This is a genomic window from Companilactobacillus crustorum JCM 15951, assembly GCF_001434585.1.
GTDB lineage: Bacteria > Bacillota > Bacilli > Lactobacillales > Lactobacillaceae > Companilactobacillus > Companilactobacillus crustorum.
On record NZ_AZDB01000047.1, the window covers coordinates 1 to 12,409 of the forward strand.

Below are 12,409 nucleotides of genomic sequence, written 5' to 3' on the forward strand. Positions count from 1 at the left end.
AAAATTCGGATTAAATTTGCAATCTACCAGATAAAGATATTGCTAAGAAAAAAATAGAGTCAGTTGCTAATTACTGGCAAGAAAATCTTGTATACGATGAAAGGTTTACAACTCAAAAGATTAATATTTGTAGGACACCTAAAAATAAATTAAATACAGATTTACCCGCAGGATATGAATATGGAAATATTTTGAGTATACGTTACGATGCCAATAAAATTCCTGATAATTTTAATTTGGAAAATGACTTAAAACTTATGATAGCACTGTTATATCAATTACAAATGAAATTAGTAGATCCTCAAAATGTTGAGGCATCAATAAATATTTTGCTTCAGAAACAATCTGATTCTGAAATTATTAGAGAAAATTCGAATGTCCAATCAAGTGAATTAAAAACTGTTTTAGCACCCCAAAAGGGGCTTCCAAAATATGAATACACAGGTAAAGTTACGAAATCTGATATTGAAAAAAAGAATACTACTAGAAAAGCATTAGGAGATAGTGGAGAAAAATTAGTTATAAATTTTGAAAAGAATAAATTACTAGAAAATAATAAAATTGAACTTGCTACTAAAGTAAAACATAGCTCTATTTCTGATGGGGACGGATTAGGTTATGACATAACTTCTTATGAGACTGATGGTAAAAAGATTTATATAGAAGTTAAATCCACAACTGGTGATATCAATACTCCATTTTATATAAGTAGAAATGAATTATCTGCGTCACAAAAATTTGGAGAGTCTTATAAATTATATAGAGTATTCAATCTTGGAGGAAAGAATACCCCTCAGGTTTATATAATTAATGGAGATTTGAATAAAAATTTAAGGCTAAATGCAGTGGACTATGAGGCATTACCAAAATAAAAGAAAAGAATCTCAACATTTTTATAGTCGAGATTCTTTTCTTTTATTTAATGAGTAGTGTAATAAAGTTAAATAACAATTTTCCACCATATAAAATAATAATCACGCCACAAACTAAATTAATAATTCGTAATACTTTAGCGTTGAATTTATCTTTGAATTTGGAAACTACTAAGTCCAAAATAATAAACCACAATATTGAAGCAATTCCCACACCAGCAATAAAAAGCGGGTAACTAGATTGAGGTAAAGTGACTTGAAAGGCACCTAGCATCATTGAGCCATCAATAATTGCTTGAGGATTGAACCAAATAACGACGAAAGCTGAAGTGATGGTTTTCAAAAGTGTTAATTCACTATCTCCAGCACTGATATCAGTAGTTTGGGAACGTAATAGATTGATTCCCATGTAAATAACGATCAGACTACCAACCAATAAAATGATTAATTGTAGCCAAGCAAATTTTTTCATGATCGCGCCGATTCCAAAGAAACAAGCAAACGCTAATGTGACGTCAAAAAAGATAATAATAATAGTTGTCAAAATTGATTTGCGTCGTGTTTGTGTTAAGGCCGCATTAATTACGAAGAGATTTGCTAATCCAATTGGAGCATCGTAAGCAATTCCCATTGTTAACCCCTGTAAGAAAAAGTTCATATTTAGTCCCCTTAATTGACCAAGTATTTAATCTATATACTCATCTTATCATCAGTAGCGTGGGGAACCTATTTTATTTTTATAATTATATATTTATACATTGACTTATTATACCTACGCATAAAATTGTTTCTTTTTCCTGAACCCTATAAAATTTTTTAAAAATAAGGAGGGTTAGGAGATGAAATGGAGAAAAAAGTTTTTAATTGGATTACTTTTTAGCTTGGGATTAATTTTTTCGTCTCTAACTATTAATAAAAAGGATCTGAAAGACACTTCTGGAGAAATGATTACTAAAATTATTCCTGACAATTTGATTGTTGAAGCAGATGTTACACCGTATCGAACACCCACATCTGATCCAGTGATTTTGTTATTTATTTGGTTAACTTCAGGGTATAATTTGCAGCCAGAAAATCAATATACTTATATTAACAATCCGAAAACTCTTTATACAGATTCAGGACGGTCAGTATTGGATGCGTTATTAAGCTTAATAGCGACGCCACATTATATCTGGTACCAGTCTACGGATGGTCAAACTTGGACACAAATGACCCAAACGACTAAGGAGTTGACTGTTACACCAACAAAAGTAGGAACAGTTTATTATCAACAGATGACACGTTGGTATGGGTTACTGCCAGGACTTTTGGATACGACTGTTTACTCTAAAGTAGCTTTTATAACGACTTTTCCTAGTCCCATAAAAGCGACTGATTTGACTGTAAAAGCAGACAGTAAATATTTATATAATAATCAATCTAGTGCCATGACTACTTATGTGACAGGGATACCTACTCCAGTAGATGCCACGGGGGAATTGAAGTGGAAAATTGATGATACAAGTTTGGCAACGGTTGATACAAATACCGGTTTAGTGACTGCTAATACTAGTGGTAAGTCAGGAACTGTAAGAGTTACTGGAACCATGACTAATAGCGATGGCACTAGCGTAAGCGATTATGTCGATATTCGAATCGGTGGTGGACTTGATGATCAGACTGTTGATGAAGGAAAACCTGCAACTTTTGAGGTTCAAGGTAAATTTGACCAGCCACCAACAAATGTCGTTTGGCATAAAGTCGATAAATCTAACAAAGATACTGTAGTGACAAATAATAATAGTAATAAACTTATTTATACGATACCAAATACCAGCTATTCAACAGATGATGGTACCAAGTACTACGCTGTTTTGACCATAACAAGTGGGGACAGTACCACGACAGTAACTACTAATAAAGCCAATTTGACTGTAAAGAAGAATGTTGTACCCAATGTGACAGTTGATAATACGATTTTTAATAATAGTCATAATGATCATAACGACAGTAATACCATTATTAATGGTGTCTCAAAGAATGATCAAGTGAGTTATAAAATAAATTTAAATGATAGTAATGTTAATTCAGCAATGACCAAAGCAGATCTAAAACTGGAATTACCAGTTAGCTCAAACATTAGTGAAGTAAAGGTAAATGGGCAAAGTTATTCAGATTATAATTCCGTTTCCGCAAGTGATAAGCAGACATTAACAATAAAAAATTTGAACTTTACAGGTATCAAAACTTTCACTTTGGAAGTTAATTTAACCATTGACGATAATAGTAAATCATCATTCGCATCAAAAGCTATAGTGACAGGGTATGACGCTAGTGGAAATACAATTAGCAACTACAGTGCTGGCAATGATCTGACAATGAATTTCGCGGATAATAATATCAGTATTAAAGCTCAAAATTGGAATTATGGAAGTATTAATTCATATCAAAATAAAGTGTTATTAAATAGAGAAAAAATTGTAGGAAATCATTTAGAAGTAAGTGACAATCGACGAGAAAAGAAAGCTTTGAAGTTATATTTGATCCAAAGCGAACCTTTTAAATCGGGTGAGAATGTTTTGCCATCAGAAATGAGATATTATCAAAAAAATGGTAATTACAATGTTCTTGGCGATGCAGGCACATTGGTTTCAGAAACAATTGATGGTCAATCACTAGATCCTATCATGTGGAATGATGACGAAGGACCAAGATTATTTATTGCAGACGGACATTATGTGGCAGGCAATTATAGTACTAATTTGGAATGGTCCTTAGTTGAATCAATTTAAAAATTGATTAGTCTTCCGTCAAAAAACGATACAGACCTAAATCAACTTCATGTTCCAAGCGAAGGATAAATTCAACTAATTTCGTGGGCTTTCCATCACTATTTTTCCTGATGATGTCTTTTGCACTAAGGATATGTGCGGTTCCTAGATAATAAAAATCCTTACCATCGATTCTGTCATCGTTAGATTTTCTTACGAAGAGCTGAATCATTCCAAATCCAGTTTGTTCAAGCATTTTACTTTCTACAGTACTAGATGATGAACGACCGGCCTTAGAAAATAATGGCAAAGTTGAACGATCCAAAAAGGTGTTTTTATAAACCATTTTATTTTGGATCGTTTTTGTTTTCTTTAAGGATATGAAAACCGGAAGAAAACGACCATCTTCTCGTAAACCATAGCCGCCAATATTTATGTAATTAGGTTCATGCTTCCAATTTAGCATCTTAATAATATCTGAACGGTAATATTTTTCGCCGATAGTAAAGCGATTATGATAGATAGTAGGGTTTTGCTGAATATTCCAAAGATTTGCATCGAGAGCATCTTCAAAATATTCTCTGAATACTTGTGAATGGAGCATTTGTTCAAATTCAGAAGTAAATTTCCATTGACCTTTGTTTCGTTTTATCAATGTAACTTGACCGTACTTTTTCTGTTTTACTTTGGAGAAGTAGCTAAAGTCTAAGACAGAAGCAACGTTATCCAAAGTTTCTTGATCGCAAAAGATACCCTGAGTTTGTAGTTCAGATAGAATATCTTCATCAAGTAAAGAGGTCTTGGCCAAAAGCTGTTTCAATATCCAAGCTTCTACAGGGCGCTTTGATATAGTGATTTCTGCTGAAATAAAGATTAAGAATGAATGTTCTTTTTTAGTAAGCGATTTTGAGAAAGTATCTTCAAATTTGGTTTGCATGTCGTATATAGTTTGAAATTTACTAATAATATCAAAGATATCGACACTGCCCATTTTGGCGAAATTTAACAACATAGGAGGGCGTAAGCCGATTTTATTTTTAAGAGTTTGATAAGCACTTTTGAATCGTTTCATATCGTTCAGTCGGGCTTTAGAAACGGCGGCTAGAATTCTATTACGAGCCACTTCTTCAAAATGAATCGTTGAGACGCCAGAAATATTGGGGCTGATGATTTGTTGACGAATTTTCTCTTTATTACTGCTGTGAGAACGATCAAATGCCATCGGAATCATATAGTTTTCGTCATAATTGCCAATAAAATCTAAGACAGTAACGTATTCTTTATCAGAAAATTTACGTAAGCCTCGTCCTAATTGTTGTAAAAAGATAATGCTTGATTTTGTAGGCCGCATCATAACTATCTGGTTAAGGATTGGAATATCGACGCCTTCATTGAAGATATCTACAGTAATGATGTATTGCAGTTGACCATTAGTTAATTGGTGAACTGCTTTTTCACGTGATTCAACAGTATCTTCAGCGGAAACAAATTGAGCATTAATTCCTCTATTTGCAAGCTTAACTGCTAACTCTTGACCTTCAGTTACACGACTGACAAAGATCAGACCGTGAACGTTATCATTTTGGGGACCATAGTAATTGGTTTTATCAATTATGTAGTCTACGCGCTCGTCAGACACTAGATATTTTAGGCTAGTTTTGTCGTCGATAACTTGCCCATCTTTTTCGTAGTCGGTAACGCCAATATAGTGAAAAGGAACAAGTAAGTCATGGTCTAATGAATCTAATAATGAAATTTCATAAGCTAAATGATAATCAAAATAGGCATAAACATTAGTTCCATCAGTTCTTTCTGGAGTGGCAGTCATTCCGAGCATAAATTGAGGTTTATAAAAGTTCATTAAGCGTTGATACATTGACTTTTTTTCGCCGGGTTGATTTTGACTAACTCGATGGGCTTCATCGATAATAATATAGTCAAATGCCGCCGGACCTAATTGATTCTGGACAGATTTTTTAGAAATCATATTAACTGTCGCAAAAAGATAACGAGCGGTTAATTCCTTCTGATTACCACTGAGAATGCCATAATCGTTGTCAGGTCCACCCAAAATTTTTTTAAAACTAGCTAAAGCTTTACGCAAAATCTGTTCTCTATGAACGACAAATAATAGGCGCTTGGGTTTAAATTGCTGCACATCAAAAGCGGCTAAATAAGTTTTACCAGTTCCAGTTGCTGCAACGACCAATCCCTTTTTGGCGTGTTCTACATTTCGTAAATGCTTTAGTGCCTCTAAAGCCGGTTTTTGCATCGCATTAGGACTGATTTTGCCTGAATTATTAATTTTTCTAGTGGGTATTGAAGTAGGCGCTTGCCAGTTTTGACGATAATCTTTGATCCACGAAGCTGTTAATGGAGTGGCTTGTTGCCACAGATCATCTAATTCATTTTTGACATTGGCAACGATATCACCTCGTTCAGTTGAAGTGATACGAAGATTCCATTCGAAATTTTTTTTCAGCGCATTTTGAGTCAAATTAGAACTGCCAATTAGGATACTTTTATAATTATTGTGATCAAAATAATAAGCTTTTGTATGAAATCCATCTTGGTTTAAAACTCTAACATCGAGATTAGGAATTTGTAGCAAGTCGTCAAAAACGTCAGGGTTATTAAAATTGAGATAGGTTGAAGTGATAAGCTTTCCACGAATGCCATGACTTGCAATGTCAGCTAAAGTGCTTTTTAAATCTAATAAACCGCCTAAGGTGACAAAGGCGACGGCAATTGTAAATGATGTAGCACTGCGTAGTTCTTCTTCTAGCGTATCAAGGACAGAGCCATTGTGATTAGTGACTAGTGCTGGCTGATAACGGGATAAAGATTGTATTGAGTTGTCTATGAAGCCAAAGTTTATGCCTTGGTTAATTTCGTGATCAATGTTCATAAATATATCCTATCTTTAATAAAAATTGTGGAATGATTATCTAATGGGACAAGTATATCAGAAGCAAAAAGTACTACTTCAAATCGAGAAATTCAACCAATATGATAGAGTAATACTGAAGTTATTAAAAGAATTATTCTTTAAAAATATGAAGCCCTGCATCAAAGAGGGGTGGATTTACTAGATATAATTAAAATGGGGTAATGATAATGTATCACTATGAGTCACAGTTAAATAATCCAAAAACTAACTATTTTATAATAGACTCTAGTTCTAGTCCCAGCCACAATGACGTAGATTTTAAATATTATAGTTATCAAAATAAGAGCAATAAACAGCTTCATAGCGGCGATTTAATAATTTATCGTCGTTCAGGCAGTGCTTCTGAGTGGGGCAATGAATTTTATCTTTATGGTGCAGCAGAATTAGGGAAAGTAGTGCGTGAAGATCCTGAAAATGGTAGCAGTTTGATAGCAATTAAGAATCCTTATCTTTTTTCACATCATTTGATGAAACAAAACCTTCGAACTTTCGACTGGAAATTTAGAATCTTTAAAGGAAAATGGTCTAATTTTTTTAATATGAATGGTATTACTCAGATATCCAAAGAGGATTTCATTGGGCTATTGGATCGTCAAAAAGACATGACTCCTAGTGAATCAAATTTATCTTCAGAGGAGGAATCCATTGCGATTAAGTGTTATCAGGCGGAGAGAATGGAAGCTTACTTTATCAATGATGAGGTAAAAGCTACTCCGACTTATGATGCAGTAAATAAATTCTTTTCAGATAAAGTAAAATTTAATTATCATTATAAATCAGCGCTAGTAGCGAATAATGATGAATCCGAATTAATTGCTACAAGAATAATTCCTTGGAATGTTAACAAAAATATTCGTTTAGATGCACGTAATGGAATTTGTTTATCAAAAATGTTTTCAAAAGCTTTTACAGAAGGATATTTTACCTTTTCTGATCAAGGGCATATAGTTTTATCTACTGTAGTTTCAGATGATTCAGAGACTAATAAATTGTTAAATAAATATAAGAATAGAAAAATATATATGAATAAAGAATATTCTCCTAATAAGAAGTATTTACAATATCACCGTGAACATATATTTCGACGATAGTTGCTATTGACGGATTGAGTTCACATTTGTATTATAGGTACAACAACTTTTAATTAAGTCCAGTGAGACTTAGAAAGTAATCAATTAGGGAGAATATTCCCTGTAATTAAAAACTTTCTTTGTCAGCTGGCAGAGAAAGTTTTTTTATTAGCGTAAGAAATATTTTGATTTTCATATTGGCGATTCATATAACGGTTTGTATTATGAGAACAATAATTTTTAATGGGATTCAGTGAGATCTTAAAAGTTATCGAATAATATGTACTGATGAAAAGTCTTGAAATTTGAATTTTTAATAGGATCCAGAGAGGTCCCAAAGGTTCAGTCTAAATTAATCGTCGAAGACAAAACTTGAGGGATGCCTACCAGCATCCCTTTTTATGTACCAAATTTTATCAATCCGGAGGATAAACATGAAAAGATACCTAGTTTTTGAAGATGGGACGTACTTTGAAGGTACGGCATTTGGCAGCGATGTAGAAACCATTGGTGAACTTGTTTTTACCACTGGAATGAGTGGTTATCAAGAAGCCATTACAGATCAGTCATACAATGGACAGATTATTAATTTCTGTACTCCTATGATTGGCAACTATGGTATTGCCAAAAAATTTAATGAATCAAACAAACCTACTATCAAAGGTATACTGGCTCGAGAAATTACTGATGTTGTAGGAAATTATCAAAGTGAAATGACACTCGATGAGTATTTGAAACAAGAAAATGTCCCTGGTATCCGACGAATTGATACACGTGCAATAACTTTAAAGATTAGAAAAGCTGGTTCACTAAAGGCAGCAATTGTTGACGATTTAGATTCAGGCTTATTAGATAAAATCAGTACTTGGAAATTAGACGATGAACAGTTACAAAAAAGTATCAACCCCAAACCAACTACGTTTACAGGTAGCGGCAAACATGTCGTTTTATTGGATTTTGGATATAAAGAAAGTATCGTGTCAGAATTAACGAAGCGTAGCCTGAAAGTAACCGTTGTACCTGGCAATACTTCGCTAGAAGAAATTGAAAATTTGAAACCAGATGGAGTTATGTTGAGCAATGGTCCTGGAGATCCAACACGTCATACCGACGTTTTGCCTACAATTGTGGAGCTAGAAAAGAAGTATCCAGTTTTCGGCATTTGTATGGGACATCAATTATTGTGTTTAGCCAATGGTGCCAGAACTTTCAAGATGAAATTCGGTCATCGGGGATTTAATCATCCAGTCAAAGATTTAGCTACAGGAAGAATCTATTTCACTTCGCAAAACCATGGATATGCTGTAGATGAAAATTCAGTTAAACAGACAGATTTGAAAATCACGCAAGTAGAATTGAACGATCAAACCGTTGAGGGAGTTGAACATGTTAAATACAATGCTTTTTCAGTTCAATTTCATCCTGATGCTAAGCCGGGACCACATGATGCTGACTTTTTATTCAATAAATTTTGGGACATGCTAAATAAATAGCTGGAGGGGAATTAAATTGCCAAAAAGAACAGATCTTAAAAAAATTATGATTATCGGTTCTGGTCCAATTATTATTGGTCAAGCCGCAGAGTTTGACTATTCAGGAACCCAAGCTTGTCTGGCCTTAAAAGAAGAAGGCTATGAAACAGTATTGATTAATTCCAATCCGGCTACCATCATGACAGATAAACATATTGCCGATAAAGTTTACATTGAACCAATTACTTTAGAATTTGTCGAAAGAGTGCTAGTTAAAGAACATCCTGATGCCATTATTCCTACTTTAGGTGGGCAAACTGGTTTGAATATGGCCGTTCAATTGCAACAGTCAGGAATCTTAAATCAATTAGGAATTGAAATCATTGGTACTAAGCTGGATACCATCAATGAAGCTGAGGATCGTGAAGAGTTTAAAGAGTTAATGAAAAAGCTGTATGAACCAGTGCCTGCATCTAAATCAACGCATAATTATTGGGAAGCTAAGAAATTCGTTGATGGAATCGGTTTTCCAGTGATTATCCGCCCGGCCTTTACAATGGGAGGAACTGGCGGAGGCGTGGCTCATGATTATGATGAACTGGAAGAAATTGTTGAGCGAGGTCTAAAGGCTTCGCCATCAACTGAAGTTTTGATTGAACAAAGTATTGCTGGTTTTAAAGAAATTGAATTTGAAGTCATGCGAGACAGCGCCGATAATGCTTTGGCTGTTTGCCATATGGAAAACTTTGATCCAGTAGGAATACATACTGGAGATTCCATCGTTATTTCACCTATTCAAACCTTGACTGATGAAGAAGTTCAAAAATTACGTGACGTATCTTTGAAAATTATTCGAGCCCTTAAAATTGAAGGTGGCTGTAACGTTCAATTGGCTATCGATACGAAAACTAGCAATTATTTCATTATTGAAGTTAATCCTCGAGTTAGCCGTTCGTCAGCCTTAGCTTCCAAAGCAACTGGATATCCAATTGCCAAAATTGCTGCTAAAATCGCGGTTGGTTTGACCTTGGATGAAATTATCAATCCAATTACTGGGAAAACTTTTGCTCAGTTTGAGCCAGCTTTGGATTATGTTGTCTGCAAGATTCCACGTTGGCCATTTGACAAATTTTCTAAAGCTGATAGAACTATCGGAACGCAGATGAAAGCAACTGGTGAAGTGATGGCTTTGGGTAGAAATATCGAAGAAGCTTTCCAAAAAGCAGTACGTTCTTTAGAAATTGACCAAGAAGATTTAATTATGGATTCCTTAGCTGATAAATCCTTAGTGGAACTGGAAAAATATATTCAGACACCGACGGATGATCGATTATTTTATTTAGCTGAACTTTTGAGACGCGATGTTTCTTATGAAACTATTAATCGCTTAACGGCTATTAATCCCTTTTTCTTAGCTAAATTGAAAAATATTATTAATTGTGAAAAAGTTTTGACTAATGGAACGCTGGATAAAGAAATTATTTTAGAAGCTAAAAGATTAGGCTATTCTGACAAAACGATTGCTCGTTTGAATAACTTAGATGAAGATATTATTCGTCATTTTAGAAAGCAAAGTGAAATTTTGCCAACTTTTAAAACAGTTGATACTTGTGCAGGCGAGTTTGAAGCTGAAGCACCATATTTTTATAGTACTTATGAAACGGAAAATGAATCAGTTCAAATGTCTGAAAAATCAGTTTTGATTTTGGGTTCAGGTCCGATTCGAATTGGTCAAGGGATAGAATTTGATTATTCGACGGTTCACTGTGTCAGAGCAGTTCAACAAATGGGCTATAAGGCAATTGTTATCAATAATAATCCAGAGACGGTTTCCACTGATTATTCGGTAGCTGATAAGTTGTACTTTGAACCCCTGACTTTAGAAAATGTTTTAAATGTTTGTGACTTAGAAAAGCCTATTGGAGCTATTGTCCAATTTGGTGGTCAAACCTCAGTTAATTTAGCAGAACCGTTGCAAGAGAATGGTATTAAAATTCTTGGGACTAAAGTTGAAGATATTAACCGTGCAGAGGATCGAGATTTATTTGATCAAATTATTAAGAAGTTGAATATTCCTCAACCTGCTGGTGGAACAGCTACATCCCAGACAGAAGCAATTAAAGTAGCTCATAAAATTGGTTATCCAGTTTTGATACGTCCTAGTTATGTGTTAGGCGGGCGGGCAATGGAAATAGTTCGTTCAGATGAAGAATTGAATAAATATATGCACGAAGCAGTTCATGTTTCTAATGATCATCCTGTTTTAATTGATACATATTTAACCGGACGTGAGTGTGAAATTGATGCCTTGAGTGATGGAAAAAATGTTTTGCTTCCAGGAATTATTGAACATATTGAAAGATCCGGTGTTCACTCAGGTGATTCAATGGCAGTTTATCCACCTCAAAATATCTCTGAAGAAGTTCAAGCTCAAATAGTTAAATACGCTAAATTATTGGCTAAGGAATTACATTGCATAGGTATAATGAATATTCAATTTGTTATTCATGAAAATCAAGCTTACGTAATTGAAGTTAATCCAAGAGCCAGTCGGACAGTACCATTTTTGAGTAAGGTAACAAGTATTCAAATGGCCAGAATTGCGACAAAATTAATTTTAGGTGCTGATTTTGATACCTTAGGTTTGGAACCTGGTTTAGAGCCGGAATCTCGATTGATTCATGTTAAGGCTCCTACATTCTCGTTTAATAAATTAAACAATGTTGACAGTGCTTTAGGACCAGAAATGAAATCTACTGGTGAAGTGATGGGATCAGGAACGGACTATACAGAGGCTCTCTATAAGGCTTTTGAAGCAACTAATCAGCATATTAAAGAAGCCGGGAATGTTTTGATTACAGTTAATGATAACGATAAAAAGGAAGCCAGCAGTTTAGCACGTAGATTCCATGAAGTTGGATTCCAAGTATTGGCTACGAAAGGAACTGCTAAATACTTTAATGATTGTGGTATTTCAGCCAAAGTAGTGCCTGAAGTAGGACAGTCTGAGAAAGATATCATTTATTATTTAGATCATAATAAGATTCAATTGTTGATTAATACATTGGGTGAAAGTAGAAGCCAACATTCCGATGGGTATATTATTCGTCAGAATGCCGTTTTGAATTCAGTACCGCTTTATACTTCGTTAGATACAGCTAACGCCATTTTAAAAGTTTTAGAAAAACGTTTTATTAGTGTTAATCCATTGTAATAAACTTCAAAAAAATAAAGCCAGGTAGATAAATCAATTATTGATTTTCTGGCTGTACGATAAATAGAGTTGATAGGC

The 12,409-nt window shown here is 34.2% G+C and carries 7 protein-coding genes; 5 read left to right on the top strand and 2 right to left on the bottom strand.

The genetic code is table 11. The features are described from left to right. Positions 1-38 precede the first annotated feature (38 nt). On the top strand, positions 39-872 hold the full coding sequence (locus FD26_RS09735) for an MrcB family domain-containing protein (protein WP_338081007.1): 834 nt from the start codon (positions 39-41) through the stop codon (positions 870-872). Positions 873-915: 43 nt separating this feature from the next. Here FD26_RS09735 and FD26_RS09740 read toward each other — a convergent pair whose 3' ends face one another. Next, positions 916-1,530 (bottom strand): LysE/ArgO family amino acid transporter, encoded by a 615-nt coding sequence (locus FD26_RS09740; protein ID WP_057868236.1) that lies wholly within the window; start codon positions 1,528-1,530, stop codon positions 916-918. A 181-nt stretch (positions 1,531-1,711) separates the two neighbouring features. Between FD26_RS09740 and FD26_RS09745 the strand changes: the two genes are divergently transcribed. After that, positions 1,712-3,646: a hypothetical protein gene (locus tag FD26_RS09745; protein WP_057868237.1), complete on the top strand. Its 1,935-nt coding sequence runs from the start codon at positions 1,712-1,714 to the stop codon at positions 3,644-3,646. A 7-nt stretch (positions 3,647-3,653) separates the two neighbouring features. Here FD26_RS09745 and FD26_RS09750 read toward each other — a convergent pair whose 3' ends face one another. Beyond that, complete coding sequence (locus FD26_RS09750) at positions 3,654-6,533, bottom strand: DEAD/DEAH box helicase (RefSeq protein WP_057868238.1); 2,880 nt, start codon at positions 6,531-6,533, stop codon at positions 3,654-3,656. Between the two features lie 209 nt (positions 6,534-6,742). Between FD26_RS09750 and FD26_RS09755 the strand changes: the two genes are divergently transcribed. The 3 genes from FD26_RS09755 to carB all read left to right on the top strand — a co-directional run bounded on the left by FD26_RS09755 (position 6,743) and on the right by carB (position 12,331). Then, the gene (locus FD26_RS09755; RefSeq protein WP_057868239.1) at positions 6,743-7,666 is read left to right on the top strand and encodes an HNH endonuclease; all 924 of its coding nucleotides are present in this window, start codon (positions 6,743-6,745) and stop codon (positions 7,664-7,666) included. A 413-nt stretch (positions 7,667-8,079) separates the two neighbouring features. Then, entirely contained in the window at positions 8,080-9,138 is a 1,059-nt protein-coding gene (locus FD26_RS09760; RefSeq protein WP_057868240.1) for a carbamoyl phosphate synthase small subunit, read from the top strand. 16 nt (positions 9,139-9,154) lie between these two features. Further along, positions 9,155-12,331: a carbamoyl-phosphate synthase large subunit gene (gene carB, locus FD26_RS09765; RefSeq protein ID WP_057868241.1), complete on the top strand. Its 3,177-nt coding sequence runs from the start codon at positions 9,155-9,157 to the stop codon at positions 12,329-12,331. Positions 12,332-12,409: the final 78 nt, after the last annotated feature.

What these genes read in the sequence shown, in the direction of transcription:
- FD26_RS09745 (WP_057868237.1), top strand. Translation starts at nt 1,712, where the DNA reads ATGAAATGGAGAAAAAAGTTTTTAATTGGATTACTTTTTAGCTTGGGA.
- FD26_RS09750 (WP_057868238.1), bottom strand. Translation starts at nt 6,533, where the DNA reads ATGAACATTGATCACGAAATTAACCAAGGCATAAACTTTGGCTTCATA.
- FD26_RS09760 (WP_057868240.1), top strand. Translation starts at nt 8,080, where the DNA reads ATGAAAAGATACCTAGTTTTTGAAGATGGGACGTACTTTGAAGGTACG.
- FD26_RS09755 (WP_057868239.1), top strand. Translation starts at nt 6,743, where the DNA reads ATGTATCACTATGAGTCACAGTTAAATAATCCAAAAACTAACTATTTT.
- FD26_RS09740 (WP_057868236.1), bottom strand. Translation starts at nt 1,530, where the DNA reads ATGAACTTTTTCTTACAGGGGTTAACAATGGGAATTGCTTACGATGCT.